The 16,634-nt window shown below is 47.2% G+C and carries 13 protein-coding genes and 1 pseudogene; 2 read left to right on the top strand and 12 right to left on the bottom strand.

The window, feature by feature from the left end; translation table 11 throughout:
* The first annotated feature begins 1 nt into the window (after position 1).
* Entirely contained in the window at positions 2-1,291 is a 1,290-nt protein-coding gene (locus tag NR114_RS18380) for a hypothetical protein (protein WP_234530963.1), read from the top strand.
* Positions 1,288-6,339: an FtsK/SpoIIIE domain-containing protein gene (locus NR114_RS18375; RefSeq protein ID WP_256814427.1), complete on the top strand. Its 5,052-nt coding sequence runs from the start codon at positions 1,288-1,290 to the stop codon at positions 6,337-6,339. The genes NR114_RS18380 and NR114_RS18375 overlap by 4 nt, the downstream gene beginning before the upstream one ends.
* 296 nt (positions 6,340-6,635) lie before the next feature.
* Here NR114_RS18375 and NR114_RS18370 read toward each other — a convergent pair whose 3' ends face one another.
* The 12 genes and pseudogenes from NR114_RS18370 to NR114_RS18320 form a co-directional block, all read right to left on the bottom strand.
* On the bottom strand, positions 6,636-7,271 hold the full coding sequence (locus tag NR114_RS18370) for a carbonic anhydrase (protein WP_012005022.1): 636 nt from the start codon (positions 7,269-7,271) through the stop codon (positions 6,636-6,638).
* Positions 7,272-7,791: 520 nt separating this feature from the next.
* Positions 7,792-8,403 (bottom strand): LysE family translocator, encoded by a 612-nt coding sequence (locus tag NR114_RS18365; RefSeq protein ID WP_256814428.1) that lies wholly within the window; start codon positions 8,401-8,403, stop codon positions 7,792-7,794.
* Positions 8,400-9,071, bottom strand: a complete 672-nt coding sequence (locus NR114_RS18360) for a B3/4 domain-containing protein (RefSeq protein ID WP_256814429.1) — start codon at positions 9,069-9,071, stop codon at positions 8,400-8,402. The genes NR114_RS18365 and NR114_RS18360 overlap by 4 nt, the downstream gene beginning before the upstream one ends.
* A gap of 76 nt (positions 9,072-9,147) precedes the next feature.
* Positions 9,148-9,954, bottom strand: a complete 807-nt coding sequence (locus tag NR114_RS18355) for an AraC family transcriptional regulator (protein ID WP_116691362.1) — start codon at positions 9,952-9,954, stop codon at positions 9,148-9,150.
* 202 nt (positions 9,955-10,156) lie between these two features.
* Positions 10,157-10,294: pseudogene (locus tag NR114_RS24310) on the bottom strand (Arm DNA-binding domain-containing protein); the annotation flags it as partial.
* A gap of 2,212 nt (positions 10,295-12,506) precedes the next feature.
* Positions 12,507-12,968, bottom strand: coding sequence for a reverse transcriptase domain-containing protein (locus tag NR114_RS18350; protein ID WP_256814458.1), 462 nt, complete (start codon positions 12,966-12,968; stop codon positions 12,507-12,509).
* 246 nt (positions 12,969-13,214) lie between these two features.
* Complete coding sequence (locus NR114_RS18345; RefSeq protein ID WP_256814430.1) at positions 13,215-13,493, bottom strand: hypothetical protein; 279 nt, start codon at positions 13,491-13,493, stop codon at positions 13,215-13,217.
* A 17-nt stretch (positions 13,494-13,510) separates the two neighbouring features.
* Positions 13,511-14,086, bottom strand: coding sequence for a fimbrial protein (locus tag NR114_RS18340; RefSeq protein WP_372907098.1), 576 nt, complete (start codon positions 14,084-14,086; stop codon positions 13,511-13,513).
* Between the two features lie 10 nt (positions 14,087-14,096).
* Positions 14,097-14,597, bottom strand: coding sequence for a fimbrial protein (locus NR114_RS18335; protein ID WP_256814431.1), 501 nt, complete (start codon positions 14,595-14,597; stop codon positions 14,097-14,099).
* Positions 14,598-14,609: 12 nt separating this feature from the next.
* Positions 14,610-15,101: a fimbrial protein gene (locus NR114_RS18330; RefSeq protein WP_256814432.1), complete on the bottom strand. Its 492-nt coding sequence runs from the start codon at positions 15,099-15,101 to the stop codon at positions 14,610-14,612.
* Positions 15,102-15,111: 10 nt separating this feature from the next.
* Complete coding sequence (locus NR114_RS18325; RefSeq protein WP_372907099.1) at positions 15,112-15,777, bottom strand: fimbrial protein; 666 nt, start codon at positions 15,775-15,777, stop codon at positions 15,112-15,114.
* Positions 15,778-15,829: 52 nt separating this feature from the next.
* The gene (locus NR114_RS18320) at positions 15,830-16,579 is read right to left on the bottom strand and encodes a fimbria/pilus periplasmic chaperone (protein ID WP_256814460.1); all 750 of its coding nucleotides are present in this window, start codon (positions 16,577-16,579) and stop codon (positions 15,830-15,832) included.
* Between the last annotated feature and the right edge of the window lie 55 nt (positions 16,580-16,634).

The raw sequence follows: 16,634 nt of genomic DNA, 5'->3' as shown, positions 1-16,634 counted from the left end.
AATGTCAGATATAAAGGCACCAGTGGTTTCATTAGAGGTTTTTGGAGGAATATTCGATATCGACGGTGCTGGTCAGTATCCCGGCATTGAACTTCTCAATTTTATTCTTTGTTCACCTGATGGATTAAAACCAACGGAAGGCAGAATATTAATTCAACGTTCAGCGCATGATTTTTCGAGAAGACTCATTCGTGATGAAACATTACTAGAAGAAGAAAAACGTAATGTTCTCTTGGATCTGCACTCAGAGCAAGCAATATCGAAACTTCTCAGATCATTAGAGCTAGAGCTCCCCAATCTCGTAAAATCAAAAAGTTGGGAAAGAACACATTTCTTCCCCTTTACCAGATCTCTTGTACATTGGGATGCTAGGACGAGAAGGGGGAAAGAGCAAATACTTCTGGAGAGAAGATATTTTCGTGGTGCTGGAGCATATGCATTTATTATTTTGAGAGCAGATCAAGATCTTAATCGACTAAAAAGAATTTGTGAAGGGTTTCAATATCTTTATCCAAATAATGATGAATCACCACTCGAAATGCTCGCAAAAACTCTACGAGATGCAGGCATAACTGACAAAGAGCCGGTAGCAGATGAAGTAGCCTACTCAACCTCTAATAAACTGAAGCACGATGATTGGGAAGAACTTTATCGCAACGGTGTTGATAATATTCTCAGTTATCATTCTGCTTCAGTAGTTGACCGTGTCCGTTCCTTAGTGACCTGGACAGGTATATGGTCTGTCATAATGATGGCTGGAAGAGCAGAAACGGCTGTTGCGTGCAAAGTAACTGGGTTTATTCTGGATTGCGCAAGTACTCATCCTCAGCTCAGACGGGCATCGCAAAAAAATTATAAAACCCAATTAATTAACATAGACAAAGCAACGACGCTGAAAGCGACAGAATTAAATGGCGAGCTAAGTGCTCAGCAACTTGGGAAAATTAGAGGATTCTTTGGAAATACGGCAGTTTCATGTGGCATTGGGAATGCCTGGAAAGGTAGAAGGCATTTCACGCTACGCCTCGAATCGATAGATGCCTTAGTTATGGCCGGTATTGCTTGTGGAGATGAAATCGAGTTTGAAAATTTCATGACCGATTGGTTATATCATCATTGTCGCCTCATTATTGGAAGAAATGCAGCTAGCTCTGAGAATCTTCTCAACGATCTCGATGCCACTATCTTTGAAGAAAACGAACGTTCACTAGCAGAACAGATGCTTACAGCCGGAATGCTAAAAATGTATTCTGATGCAACACGGATGGTTTCTTATGGGGGTGATAAATGAATAGTTGGATTTTAGCATCAGTTGCTGTAGAGCTTGTAGTTAATTCATTTGAAAGCGAAGCGAATTCTAAACATCGATGTTTCCGAGTAAAAAACCTTCTCAAAGAAGAGGCACAGCAATTTGTTCAATTGTGGGAAAATCGGGTGGTATCTACTGAACTGAAAGATGTTAAACTTGTTGTCGCAAGTTCCTTAGGTGGAGAAATTCCCTCATCTTATATAGCTGAAGAAGGTAAATCAATCACCTTCTACCGTAATCACAACGAATCTGGACTGGTTTATTTAGAAACAGAAGATCAGAGTGATGCTCAAGGACTTCAAAACTTTTTCACTCTCAGAGATAGCAATTTTCTTGATGCAAGTTTTGACACTGCTGCAGGAAGTTACAACTCAGTATTTAAACTTATATCTGCGATAGCATGGAAGAGCCTAGGGAAATCTACCGCTCCCCCTTCAATGATGCTCTCTCGACTTGAAGAGCTAATCCAGCTCATCCATCCAGAAATTGAACCTATTCCGGTGCGTAAATTCATTAAATACTGCTATCATGTGGCATTAGATTGGAGTAACCATGAACATGCTGTTGATGAATCAAAAGCAGATGAATTGATAGGGAAATTATTATGGCATCTAGACATATTTCCAGATAAAAATTGGCGTGATGCAGGTTCAGAAGGGAAAACTCGCAGACGGCTAGAGTTAAATATACGCTACTCTGATCTACGAACAACAAATGGAGAAGCTGATCCATTAGCCTTAATCGAGCTTGTTAAACGCAAGGTATTTGTTAAAGAAAATGGAGATAAATATTCCAATAATGAGAACGAACTATGGAAGAACCTTTGCGAAGAATATATTAACAACCAAACTAACAATATATTATCAAAGATTCCATACGAAATTTTCATGCAACTATTCCAAAAAGATAGCACTGGAACAAAATTAGGAGAAAAAGTCCGCTTAGAAATAGAAAGTGCAGACATCAAACGACTATGTGAATTGGAAGTAATGGATATAATTCCAGGTCTGAATCAGAAACAACAATCAGATGCAGAACGGTTTTTGACTACTTTAGCCAAGGAAGGGCAACCTGCTTTGGCAGATCTCATCAGCTCACGAACACGACGGATGCTCGAGAGAGTGGCTTATCCTCGACCTCACGAATGTGAAAATCCACTCGTAGAGACTGTAAGGCAACTCCAGCGTTTCAAACAATCTAGTGATAATGATAATATCGTAACAGTAAGTATAGAATTCGCTGGAGAAAGGGATTCATTAGCACCATCGGTAGGGCTGTTTAGTTTCCTCTATGGTTCAACTCTAAAAACTATCTCAGAAGCAAGCCAAGCTGCTGATTGTAAATATGAACTCTTAGTCGATGATGTGCTTTTTCTCCCTCAAAAACCTTTAGCATTATACCGTTCGATGGGATCTGATGACGATGAAAATGATGAGCCAAGCTGGGAATCAGTTCCTTTGCGGTGGATTGCTCGTAGCGAATCCGGAGCAATTATCGAAAGTTCTGATGTAGCTCATTGGCGGCCAAGTTCAGTACAACACATGGTGTTTTTTTGGTTATTGTTAGCAGAACCTGACTCTCCTAGTATAAAAGGAATAGGTGGATGCTTGGCAACAGAAGAAATAAAACTTGCTGGTACACAATGGCTCGCCCCATTTGTTACAGGGACGACAACTGTAGCAAATATCCCCATAGATAAATCTTACATATCTAGAGGGAAAAGTATAGTTTCGGATCAATTCATTGATTCAAAGTGCGAGCTGCATGAAGGTGTGATTACGGAAGGATTATCGATTGAACTTATAAATGCCTACTTTGATTGCTGGTCAACTATCTTGAAAGAAGTTAGAGAAAGATATGTACCAAATGGTGTCCGAATCCCAATTATTGACTCCATATTAATGTCTGATTCAATTTCATTCAGTGATAAAGGTAGGATTTATTTTCCTACTCATCCTCTAAAACTTCGTTGGATCGCTAGCTACTTAGATGAGTCTCGGAAGCTTCTATTCAGTTCGTTATCAAATTCATTAGGTTTTGCAGATCAAGATGGTGATTCATATCTCGACTGGCTGGAAAAGCGTTGTCCACGAGAGATGCCACCTGTAGCGATAGATTCTGATGGTGAACTACTTTACGCTAAATCTGAAATAGCATGGTTCGAACATTTTTCAAAACTTGAAAATGGTAACCAAGGGTTCGGAGATGATCAGGAGGCGTTTTCATCAATTTGTGCAAAAATTTGCAGCTATGTAGATGCCCACCCATATAAAAAAGATGGTCTTTCTGTATTACTTATTTTGCCACCTTCAGATCTTACTGCTGCGGAGCTGATTGAACATCTCTTCCGTACCACATTAAAAGATGGAGGAAACCTGTTACTTACAATTGCCGTCCCGAGATTCAGGTGGGAAAAAATCGCCAAAGCAGTAGAAAGTGCCGGTACCGCGAACACTCAGGAAAGACGTAGAAAACTTTTCCCATCTCGAAATGTTATGTTTATAGAGTTTGATGCAGGTTCATCTCTAGAAACAGCAATTTCCGGATATAGTTTCGATATTGGCATTGTAATGAATGTGCTGGATGGAGTAATGCAACCCCAGCATAATACGGAGCCTCTCACACAAGCACCTAGACAATTCGATGTTCTTTTTGACAGGACAACGAGGATTGATTCAACCGGGGATGACGGAGCAACATCCATTGTGATGAGACCTCGAGCCCCCGACCTAGCCCTTGACTCTTGGGGAACACTTGTAGTTCGTGCAAATCGTTGTCGACCAATATCCCCATTACAACCAGAAAATACGGATTTTATCGAGTTACGCCTTAACTTTTCTGGACTAGCATCTCTATTCAATACTATGCATAAAAATTGTCACTGGGTTCTCACTCTGGAGAGGCACATTTCACGACGCCAGATTGAGTCGATTGAAGCTGGTGCCCCAGATGTTCTAAGTATACAAGATGGTGTAGGTGCCAATGGACTTGGAACTCTTGTCGTATCCTCACGAGCGGGGCGCACTTTAGTTGAATCAAGACTCGCAAGAAAACTCCGAAAATTGGTTAATGATTCCGAAAAAACAGGTAATTTAGAGCATCTTGCAGCTGTAATCTATGACGAGACTCGCTGGACTTCACCTCACCTTGCTCTTAATGCAATGGGAGTTTCCCGTGTTACTGAAGAGATTCTAGGCCTAGCCGTCGCAAGAACTTTAGCAGATCATATATACCCGCATCCTAATCACGAAGGCTTTGCAGCATGGATAAGCCTCGACGAGCATGTTGAGTGGTTTGGCGGGAGTGGCTCTATTCGCGCTGATATGTGCCGCTTCGCGTTCTCCATTGATGAGTCCGGACATGTTATATTGGATTTGCTTGTAATTGAAGGGAAATTAAGACAGTCATTCGACTCGCATGGGATTCAACAAGCCAAGCAAACTCGTCAGTTTATGGCTGATATTTTACATACTGAAGGCGTCAATAACTCTCTATCAAAAATAGATGGAAAGTTTTGGAGAGAGAAAATATTTTCCGCAATTGATATGTGTGCTGACCAAGCTCGTGTTACTTTTAATAACACAGGATCAGATGATAATGAAGATAGCGATAACTTGCGTAAACATATACGGTCAATGTTTAGAGATGGTAATTACACTCTAAAATCTTTAAAAGCCATGTACTCTATTTGCCTCTGGGACAATAAGTCTGATAAAATTGAACTCCAAGAAATAGAAGATGTTTTAGTTGTCCGCACATATAACTCTCACATTATCCCTTTATTAAAGAAGGTTTCTTTAAGTGATATTGTTAATCACTATTCAGAAATCCCCAAGACAGATATTGGCTTAATGGTTAAGGATAAAATTGGAAACCATCGTAGTGATAATTTAAAGTCTCAAGAAAAAATAATTTATAATGACGACACCATCGTAAAATCATCTTTATCTGTAAAAAAAACCTCAATGTCTCGAGAGAAACTACAAAGGATATACGAAGAAATTCTTGCATGTTTTGATGCCCACGGGATTTCTGTTCAATCCGCCGAAAGTGAAGATCAACCCAGTATCGAAGGACCTGCATCTATTCTTTTTAAAGTTAAGCCAAAAATGGGTGTAGATCCAAGAAAACTCTACGAAAAAGCAGATGCATTGAAACTGCATCTTCGCTTGGAAAATGAGCAATCTGTCCACTTTGGCATTGATAAAGGCTATGTGACTATAGATGTGCCTAAATCTGAAGAACAACGTTATTTCGTAGATGCCCTTGATATCTGGTCTATTTGGCAAAGACCAAATGAAGCCCTTGCAGCTCCTCTTGGAGAGGATCGTTTTGGAGAAGTAGTTGATTTAAACTTCTCATCATCAAACTCACCACATCTACTAATCGGTGGAACTACAGGTAGTGGTAAATCAGAAGCACTAAATACAATTCTTTATGGGCTAACAAGATTTTATTCTAATGAAGAACTGAAATTATTACTCGTTGATCCAAAAGGGACAGAGCTAAATATATTTGAACGTTTCGATCATCTTGAGGGCCCTATTGGTTGGGACGATAAAGATGCAATCATGATCCTGAAAAACTCTGTTGATGAGATGGAGCGTAGATATAATGTATTCAAAGAAAAACGTGTCCGTACTCTTTCTGAATTCAATAAAGCATCCTCACCAAAAGATAAAATACCTTGGTGGGTCATTGTACTAGATGAATATGCGGACTTGACAAATGATCCACAAATGAAAAAAGAGATTGAAAATCATCTTAAGAGACTTGCTCAAAAAGCTCGGGCATCTGGCATACATGTAATTATTGCCACACAAAAACCTAGTGGAGATGTGATAAGCACAAACTTGCGCTCCAATCTCCCCGCCCAGCTTGCCTTAAGGGTAAAAAGCGGTGTTGAAAGTCGAGTAATCATGGATGAAACAGGAGCAGAATCATTGAATGGTAAAGGTGATGCCTATCTAAAATCAGAAGGCCGAATGAAACGAGTACAGTGTGCTCGAGTTTCATTTAGTAAATTTTAATAAAACTCAGGCTGGCATAAAATTGCCAGCCTATAATGCTAACAAACCTAATTAAACAATCATTAATATACACAGTAAAACATACTATAAGTTAAAAACCATCGCCAGTTAACGATAGAATGTAAGCATCTGTGCCGAGGTGATTTTCATTTTATCTTCTCAAGTGGATAAAATGAGTATTATCCCCTATTGCGGATAAATTAACCTACTCTGGTTAAGCGGCTCTTTAGATCTACCTCTAAAAAAATCCACGCCGAAACGTGGATTCAATGTCATAGCCCAGGCCAGGCATCACCTTATTCGAAGTGAACTGCGGGGTTATCCGCCAGTGACACGAAATTCTTCGTATTTTTATCCAGCGTGCGGATCTCGCCACTTTCGATGTCGTACACCCAGCCGTGCAGACGCAGGCCGTTGTTGCGCAGACCCACGGCAACGGACGGGTGAGTCTTAATGTTATTAAGCTGGGCGATAACGTTCTCTTCGACCATAGCGTTAACCTTGTCGATTTCGTTATCCCACGTTTTCTTCTCTACCACCGCTTTGGCGGCGTCAGCATAGTGCAGCCAGTGGGCCACTGCCGGCATCGGGTCAAGGCACTGGCAAGAAGCTATCGCCTTCATGGCGCCACAGTTCGAGTGGCCGCAAATCACGATATCCGTGACGCCCAGTGCCACCACTGCGTATTCGATGGTCGCAGACACCCCGCCCGGTTCCGGGCCAAAGGAAGGCACGATGTTGCCTGCGTTACGGATAACGAAAAGCTGCCCCGGATCTTGCTGAGTCACAAGCTCGGGCACCAGGCGGCTGTCAGAACACGAAATAAAAAGCGCTTTAGGGTTCTGGCTGGAGGCAAGGCTGCGGAAGAGTTCCTTACGCTGTGGGAAAATCTCTTTCTGGAAGCTGAGGAAACCTTCAATGATATGTTGCATAACACGCTCTCTGGATCGGTAGTATCGATAACATGATAATCATCACTCCCGGTTAGTCCAGCATCTCTTGGATCGAAATGAACGTTCAAGGCACTGCGGGACCTGCCAGCAAAAGTGGCAATGACCTAGTGATCAACTAAAACTTCAAATTCGAGCTATCCCCTAGCAATAGGCACATCTCCCAGCCATTTTTCTGTACCAAAACAGGACTGTGCGGCCGGAGACAGAGGCCAAAGTGCAAAATGCTTTACTCCATATACATTAACGCCCGTCAGCAAATCATCGTTATTGCCTTCCATATTTTTAAAGGTAAGCGAAGTGTATCTTTATAAAATACCGTGCTTAGCTCTGTATCAAGAGTGATGCGACTAAAGCCTGCTACAAAGAGCACATCTATGTCATTTAGATCAGATATCATAATTCCTACTTAGGTTTTTTGGTATGATCACACCTGTAATTTATAATTTGAAAGCAATATAAAAATATTATTTAATGCGCTTATCACTAAAGCTATTCATGTTTAAATTTCCATTAATGCCAATTTAACCGCAAGTATGAAAAAAGAAACAGAAAAGAATCTTAATACCCACCGCTGCACAGATTCATTTGCAACAACATACTCTCGCACTCTGGCTGCAGATACTCCATACAGCATAAACACAAAGAAAGTTATAGCCATGAAAATTAGACTCATCTGCAGCATCTGAGTTACCGGTGAGATATCACTCTTAATAACAAATTGAGGCAAGAAAGCCAGGAAGAATATTGACAGCTTTGGGTTAAGTAAATTAATAAGTATCGCTGAAGTAATGACCTGCCTGTAACTCTGAGTTCTCACCTCACTATTAATATCAAGCTTTCTCTTTTCATTAATTGTCTTCCATGCCATATAAAGCAAATATAACGCCCCAAGATATTTTATTATCTTAAATACGATTTCGTTTGTATGTAGCAATACAGCAAGCCCTGTAATAACAGTTAACATGTGTGGAACAATACCCAGCGTGCATCCCAGTGCCGCAATCATACTTACACGTGCACCGCCTGAAAGCCCCGTCGCGATGGTATAGAGCACACCGGTACCTGGAGATGCAACGATAATGAATGTGGTAAGTAGAAACTCAGGCGTCACAATGAACCCTCCACACTGACTGAAGCTTCTGGCCAAATCTGACATAACAACTTAGTCAGCGTAGACAGGAGGGCTGCTATATCTTCACGAGACGTTTCATGCAGGGCCTCGGCTACAATCATCACACGGCAGGTTGTTGAACTCACGGCAGACCAGCCACTCTGGCGATGGGTCCAGCGCCGTGCATGGGCCCGGCCGGAGGTATCAACAAAAATTACCTCACCTGCTTCAGGATGTTCAGTCTCCCCTGTAAAAGACTCATAGTATTCTTTGCCGTTCGCTGGCCGAACAGTCATCTCCCCTGCAACTCGATCAAGATCAAACACGGCGACAGGTATAGCAAACGCGAGCGAAACCGCATTACACAAGCCAATAAGAGGATGAAGTTCTGGAAGTTCACCTCCTTTACGATGGCGCCTCAGGAGTGCCTCAGCCGCACAGCGATATTGTGTTGGTTTTAATCCCAGGGTTGAATAAGCCCGCCGCCAGGCCTTGATTTCGACAAACTCTCCCTCACTGGCAGTTGCCAGTCGCTTGTCGGCAATATCATGTAAAAATGCAATCTGCTCTGAAGGATTGGCATTCGAATGAATACCATCAACAGTAACGATGCCAGAGTGGAGTCGTCCGAACAGTGAACGGATTTCAGGAGCGTAGTGTAATGACATTGGCAGATCTCTCTTCTTGAACGTTTCCAGAAAGATGCCCTCTGTCACGACTATTTGTATTGAATAAAATTGCAGTTCATTTTATAGCCATAGCATAGGCTCCTGGCGTAATGCCATATGTACGAACAAAAAGTCGGGTCATATGGCTCTGATCCGCAAAACCAGCTGCATGCGATGCGTCCGCAAGAGACATACCTCCAGCGATTAATTGTCTTACCCTCTGTAATCTGCGCTGAATAAGGTAAGCATGAGGAGTGAATCCTGTAACTTTTGAAAAACCACGCAGTAGCTGGAATTGACTCACACCGCCAAGTTCTGAAAGCTCATAGAGTGACAGTGCTAATGAGGGGTCATCATCAATACGTTCCCTCGCAAGGGCAATTGCTCTTGGAGCACAAGCCCGCTCCTGATGCTGATAACCGAGGAGGCTTGTAAGCAAAACGAGGAGAGTTTCTTCTCGTTCAATTTCGCTGTCCCCCCCACATGGATCCGTCAATGTACGAAAGAGTGTTGAAAAATATATTGCTGATTCATGATTGTGCACAACCGGGCTAGACAGCTCAACACAACCCATGTTGCTTTCTGTCTGTCTCTGAATAACTCCGGACAGAACTTCCGGCTCAAAATAAAGCATTCGCCACGATCTGCTTTCTGTACCTAGCGGAGATCCATCATGCACTTCTCCTGGATTAACAGTAATGATATCCCCCACGCGGGCTTCAACAATACCTCGCCCGCTCATCGACACCTGAGCACCACGATCAATTAAGCCAATGCCGAACTGGTCATGAGTATGACGTCCGAAGCTGAATGAAGTATCCGCTGATACGGCATGTACACCTGTCATCTCGCAGCGAAGTGTAGTGAAGCGTCCTTTCTTCATTTTCTAAAGACCTATTGGTAAGTATGCTTTGTCTACCGGTGACGGTGTGTTCAATTCACAGCATTACTCTACTCTATGCGAAATCGAACAGGCTAATCCCCATATCCCGGTTCGCATTTATATAATCTACCGACCGCTGAATCATTTTTCTGCGCTCATCTCAGTGGTAAATACCCCACATCAGCATTTCCTAATTATCTTCAAAGCGATAACGCAAGCACCAGTGTTTTTGAACCGTCCAGGTGAACCAGCAACACTACACTATGCCGTCGCCATCAGTAAGCTTATAGGCTTTTTCTTCAGGCTTGGCCGTACGAACCTTCACATCGCTCAGAGCCATGTTGAGTATCCTTTCAAGGGTTCTGCGTGAATACAAACATTATAGAACCGGGATATACCCGCGGTTGTATCCGCATCAGTAAGTTGATGTAGGCTGACTCAGATTGAGTGATAAAGTGAGGAAAAAACCTTGCGGGGCTGGATTTTAGGCACAAAAAAACCACCTCTCGGTGGCTTCTTGTTCGCGCTGTACTAATGGTGCGAAGGCCGGACTCACATATGATTACAACATAATGAAAAACAACCATTAATCAACAACTACGTACTCAGGTGCCCCTTTTTATGCCCCCATAAAAATTTTCGCATCAAGGCCCGGCGAAGTTCCACGCCTGCAATTGACACTGATTTACAAACTTAATCTACTGTTCGACCCGAACTAAAACTCATTTGTATATAGAACATCCCGATAAACACATTTTTTGAACAAAAAATCAACCGCATCCAGTGTTTTCATTCATAAGGAATTTTTCGTGACAACTATCCTCACTGTTCACATATATAATATAACCTTAGAAATCATATCCTTATAAAAAACCACCCATCGCTCGACTATGCAGCACTATGCACTTTTGTATAGTGCCGAATTCAGAGCACTATTTGCCTGTCCTACGGATTAGGAGCAGGGTTTTTTATAGTTACATGCCAAGATAAGTCAATATGTACCTAAGTGGGGTTATGGATATATCATTATTGTAGTCAACGTAGATTATCCTTATACCCCCAAGGAAGTACGAAGGTTGATAGCACACCCGCGAGCCAGCCCCCGGACGGGGTCACCCTTTTCACCCTCTTCCCTCTTCCCTCTTCCCTCTTCCCTCTTCCCTCTTCCCTCTTCCCTCTTCCCTCTTCAAGCACGATTAGACCAAACCACATTGCAGGATTAGACCACAAACCGCGATCATCCATATGATTTATAACAAATTTAATATAGATAAACCCCTATTGTCCAGATGATATTGATCCACCACGGATCCGGCTTTAGCAAGAACCACGGTGGGGCACCGAGCTATAACCGGCACAGTCATGTGTACACACGGACGTATGCCACACGACCGTAGGACTTACAAGAGAACAAGCAAATCAAAAATTCATGGGCTGGCACCACTACGCCGGACTTAACGCGGTTGTCACGCGGTGTATTATCTACCGATATGATTGAGTCCCGCCTTTCGAACATCGATTGCAGCAGTCCGTTGTTTGACCGGACAATCACGATGGCGCTCATGCCCTACATGGGGAGGGTTCAACGCATACATCACATGTCACGCAGGACCGAGCTCTATCTAGCCCCGGCGCACCACGCACGGACAATGGAGAGGGGCGCTGGGTTATGGTCAGTTTGGGGAAACCACGAGTACGACGGAGACCTGCTGAACCCCCGGCGCGGCGCCGGACGTTGTCAGGTCAGACCGAACACGTATGGTGTCACGTGTTACCCTCGGTGCAAGGACGGTCTTTATTCCTGGTGCGACAGTAACGGAATTTCCTCCTACAATAGAGATCACGGGATTATCACCGCACGCGATGGTGCCGTCGACGTGTACGGACGACTGCCCGGACGGAGGCATAACACCATGGTCTATGACGGGTGGAAGCTGTACATCGCAGGGCGTGTTGGGGGGGAGCGGTTTTTGGCAAAACGCATTCCCGGAGTTGGCGGCGGTGGTGGCGTCAACGACACCGATGGGTGTCACCAGAGTTGGTCCCGTGCGTTGTCCAGCCTGTGCAAACATTACACATTCACCGCCAGGCCCCGCGCCGGTGTGATGCCCCCAAGTGGTGGCTGTCGCGCAGCTCGACGTCGGGGTCAGGTCCCACGAGGATCTGTCCTGAAGTCGGCACTCGGAGATGACCCGGGGCGAGTGATCCGCGGTAGACCCGGGCCCCCAGGCACACCGTTCGAACGGTTTAGTGGGCGGTAGGTTGGACCCGTAGTAACAGTGGATCCCGTATGTTTCGAGCTTCGTATCCATCACGGGGTGAGGCGCGCCCACGGTGGTTTGTTCGATCAACACCGTCCCGTCAGATCCGTATTGGACAGAATCAGAGCATGCCACACCATTCAACGATTTGCATGAGAGTATCCTGGGGTTGTGTATTATAGGCAGCACAGATGACATTGAGGCTGCGGGCAGCCACGAGGCGAAGATCAGCACGGCGATGCGCAAGTACATGTAGATTCCTAGTGTGTAATTTATTTAGTCGATAGGCATTCACCCCACTTTCATCAAATGGTGTTTTGCCCATGTCATCCACCGAATTTCATATTCCCGCACACGGTTATCGGTATCTGCCTTCGACAGTCTCTCTAAACGTGCTTGCTCATAAAGCCGCGCAATATGTGCCCGATGGTTCTCTATTGCTCTCGGGGCTATCCGGGGCCCTTCGGGGGCATACCATATCCCCAGCCAGTCAAAGCCATTTTCAATTTTCCCCAGTTGTGTTTTATCCGGGTGAGTCTCAAAACCACCCAAATCGAAAAACTCATACAACGATTTGATCGTTTTACGTAAATGCCAACGCGTTTTGGTGAAGAAAACAAAGTCATCCATATACCGGGCATAAAACAGTTCCTCGCGCGTCGAAAAATAATGGTCAACATGCCGCAATATACTGCCGCCAACCAGCGGACTCAGTGCGCTGCCGCGACAAATACCTTTTTCAGGGGTATGTATTTCACCGCCGTCTTCAATGCTGTAATAAAGTCATTGCAGGCATAAGCTCCGGCAAACCGCATTTTCGATATGCCAATGTAATTGCCCTGCTACCTGATGCTTTAAGATATGCCGGTAATAACCCCGGATATCCGTGCGGTAGACATAACGCCATTCCCCACTTCGCCAAGAAGAAGCAACAGATTGCGTCGACCCGTTTACGCCGCCGTGCCCTTTCAGGTGATGGCAATGAGTGTTCCTGGGCAATTACTCTTCGACCTGCATCGCTACCCACTTGAGCACCAACGCATCATGCGCCGACCATTGCACCCAGCTCTTATTTTGCCGCCGACAGCTCTGCATGGGCGACAGGCGGTATTCCCCTGCCAGCACCCTGTTTAACCATTGGAACTGCTGCTGTGGCCACTTGAAGCGCAAATCCAACACATCAGCATGCGGTGGCGCATGTTGCCGTCGCCGGCACAACCAGCGATACGCCCTATCCCAGTCCTGCGCGGCACTATTTTCATTCTGGGTGTTTATCACTGTCGGTTTGATGTCGCTTACTCATATTCCAGGTTAAAGGTGGCAACTGCACTGAACGCACCCCGGCTAATCGTCTTGTCGGCTATCGCCAAGGGCTCGCCTTGGACATAAGCTCTCAGCGCAATGATGTTGCCCCCGTCTTGCAACAGGGACTTACCACTCTGGGTATTAAGCGGCAGGGGTTTGGCCGACGGCGTCTCAAACCCGATGGCAATCCCCGTGGCCTCGCTGCCACCATCGATGGCCAACAGGCCCGGCAAGGCTTGATTTTCCGTGCCGTTAAAGGTCACGCTCACCATCTTGCCCAACGTCAGGTCGCACTCCTCCAGATGTATCTCGAAGGATTGCCCGAGAGTGCGCGTGTTCAGGTACAGGTACTTGTCGATAATGGTGCCAAAATCTAGCGTGATTTCTTCATCACCCGGCGGTATCACGCAGGGCTCTGCGACCAGAGCGCCATGCAGGTACAGGTTATTGTCACCCGCGGCCAGCGCCAATAGCGGTGCGGCCATCAACATCGGCACCAACAGCAGGACGCCCATTCGAGAACGTGAATCCCCTGAGGGCTGGCGCCAGCCCGATTTCCCTCTCATGTCCAGCTCCTTATTCATAATCGGCACGCAGCGTGGCCCAGGCCTCAAAGGCCCCTTCGGTCAGCGTGGCGCCCGCTTGTTTGATCGGTACCACCTCCAGGCGCGGCGGGTTGGCCAGGTTTATCTTCACCGTGCTGTTCGGGGTGAAGGGTTTATCGTTCTGGTACACCCGAATGCCGAGGCTGGCCTTGTCCGTCAACAGGGCTTCACTGTCGAACCCTGCCGCACTGCCGCTCAGGCTGAGCGTCAACGCCCAGCTCCCGCCGGCGGCGCTGTCACAGGTGATTTGGTAGTTCAACCCCTGCCGGTAATTCTCGCCGTCCACCTTATTGATGCCCACCCGATCGCCGAAATCGACCTCCACCTGATTGCCATCGTTGAGGGTGCAGGGAGGCGGTTCTATCAGGGTGCCGTGAAACGTCATGTCGGCTTCACCGTCCTTGGCCTGTACCGGAGTCATGCCCACCGTCAACCCCCCGGCCAGCAACAGGACTTTTAGTGTTTTGCTCATGCTCCGCTCCCGTTACTGGTAATCCACGGCCATTGTGGCCCCTGCGCTGAACTCGCCTCCCGTCAGGGTTGTGCCGGCCTGTTTTACCGGCACGGCCCATAGTTCGGGCTTGTTCGGATAGGTGAAATTCAGCCAGCTGTTGACGGCCAGTTTGCCATCGCCCTGGCGCAGTTCGATGCCAAGCCCGGTCTTGTTGGTCTGCAACACCGTCGCGTCAAACGCGGCGCCATTGCCTTTGACCTGCAGCTTCATCGCATTCGAAGTGCCCCCGGTGCACGACAGTGTGTAATTGACCGGCATCTTGTAATTGTCGCCATCCACCCGGGTGGTCATCACATCGCCGAACTCCACTTCAATCGGCCGGTCATCGTTTATCACGCAAGGCGGTGGTGCCACCACGGTGACCTTGACGGTGACCATGGCCGAGGGGGCTGCAAAAACCAACATCGGCAAGGCCGTCAGCACACCTGCCAGCGCTCTCGGCAGCGTTACGATCCCATTCATTGCGGCCGCCTCAGTCATAGCTCAGATGAAAATCCACCACGGCCCGATAGCTGCCCGCCATCAGAGCGGCGGGAGTGCGTTCCGGGGTTATCGTGTAGCTCAGCGTATTCTGCCCCGGCGTCAGCAACAGCGGTTTCCCCCTGCTACCCAGGCGAACGTCTTCCCCCTGCGCATTTTCAAGCCGCAGCCCCAGCCCGGAAACGCCCTGCGCCTTCACCAACTGCGGGTTATCGGCGTCACGCGTCGCACGGAAACTCACCGTTACCGCCGGCTGATTGTCTGTCCAGGCCAGGCCACCGGTACGCACATCGCGGCTACCGGCCGGGCTGCGCAGACAATCCTCCAAACGCAGCTCGAATCGGATCGGTTCGCCGCGCGCGCCAACCGTTCTTAGGCGCCCCCCCCCCGTCTCACCGAGTGCGATATCCTGATGGGCGCTGGTCATCTCCAGCCGACAGGCGCTCTCGGTTAACGCCCCATGAACGTACAGGGTGCCGTTGGCGCCTTCGACATCCCAGTTGTCCACCGCCGCCTGCGCCGGTGGCAACAACCACACCACTGTCCCCAGCGTTATCGGGGCCATCAGCATCAATCCGAACAACGCGCCGTAATACTTCAGCTCAATCGCCCCGCACAGGCCCCGTCGGTATCTGCCCGTCTCGTGTGTCATGCCCATACTCTTGTCTCCCTTCGGTTCACCAGTGCCTGCACCGCCAGTTCATGCTCTGCTAGGCTTTCTTCGCCGGTATCACCGTGCATGTGTTGCCGGAGCAACTGAAGCTCAGCTGCGGCCGGCCGCCATAGTCGTTAACGTAGGTCAGCACCGGGCTGTTACCTACCTCCGCCGCACTCACCGTCAATGGCAAATTGCCCTTTGGCGGCACCATCATCGGCTCGAAGTTTTTGATCCCCGCACCGTCTTTTTTGGTGGCGGCATCAACCAGCGTGACGTAATACGCCGTCGGATTATTGACTACATACTTGTCGCCTTGCTTGCTCAGGGTCAGTTGCTCCTGCGGCGGCGGTGCGTTTTTGTCCATCGCAATGGCGGCCGGGCGGTAGAACAATTTGATACGCGTCTGCAACGCAATTTGCAGCGTGTTCGGCTTGGTGCTCTTCGGCGGAATTTCCCGCAGGTTGAAGTAATAGACCATCTCGCGGTCCTGCGGCAGCGTCTTCGCCACCGGCAGCGCCTGGATTTTCACCTGGCTCGGCTTGCCCGGCTCGATGCGCTGAACCGGAGGCAGTACCGTGAGGGGGCTCTGAATTTTGTTGCCCTTGTCGTCTTCAATCCAGCCCTGCGCCAGGTAAGGCAGCTGCTTGTTTTGGTTGCTGACGCTCAGGCTTACCGATTTTTGGCTGCCATCGAAAATAATCCGAGTGCGGTCCAGCGCTATCGCCGCCTGGGCCTGCTGAGCCAGCAATGCCGCGAGCAGGGCCCCAGCCACTGCCGTCGGCAACAGGCCCTTTTTCCGCATGGACGCGACTGGGCGACCTTTGTGATGCTGTTTCATGTTCAATTCACTCTTTCGC

The organism is Serratia sp. Ser99, from assembly GCF_024519545.1.
Lineage (GTDB): Bacteria > Pseudomonadota > Gammaproteobacteria > Enterobacterales > Enterobacteriaceae > Serratia > Serratia liquefaciens.
The sequence above is the reverse complement of the archived record's forward strand: the minus strand, read 5'-3'. Positions and strand labels throughout refer to the sequence as shown.

Bases quoted from the DNA above. Each gene is read 5' to 3' on its own strand.
- NR114_RS18340 (WP_372907098.1), bottom strand. From the start codon at position 14,086: ATGAGAGGGAAATCGGGCTGGCGCCAGCCCTCAGGGGATTCACGTTCT.
- NR114_RS18360 (WP_256814429.1), bottom strand. From the start codon at position 9,071: ATGTCATTACACTACGCTCCTGAAATCCGTTCACTGTTCGGACGACTC.
- NR114_RS18355 (WP_116691362.1), bottom strand. From the start codon at position 9,954: ATGAAGAAAGGACGCTTCACTACACTTCGCTGCGAGATGACAGGTGTA.
- NR114_RS18320 (WP_256814460.1), bottom strand. From the start codon at position 16,579: ATGCGGAAAAAGGGCCTGTTGCCGACGGCAGTGGCTGGGGCCCTGCTC.
- NR114_RS18380 (WP_234530963.1), top strand. From the start codon at position 2: ATGTCAGATATAAAGGCACCAGTGGTTTCATTAGAGGTTTTTGGAGGA.
- NR114_RS18335 (WP_256814431.1), bottom strand. From the start codon at position 14,597: ATGAGCAAAACACTAAAAGTCCTGTTGCTGGCCGGGGGGTTGACGGTG.
- NR114_RS18325 (WP_372907099.1), bottom strand. From the start codon at position 15,777: ATGGGCATGACACACGAGACGGGCAGATACCGACGGGGCCTGTGCGGG.
- NR114_RS18330 (WP_256814432.1), bottom strand. From the start codon at position 15,101: ATGAATGGGATCGTAACGCTGCCGAGAGCGCTGGCAGGTGTGCTGACG.
- NR114_RS18370 (WP_012005022.1), bottom strand. From the start codon at position 7,271: ATGCAACATATCATTGAAGGTTTCCTCAGCTTCCAGAAAGAGATTTTC.
- NR114_RS18375 (WP_256814427.1), top strand. From the start codon at position 1,288: ATGAATAGTTGGATTTTAGCATCAGTTGCTGTAGAGCTTGTAGTTAAT.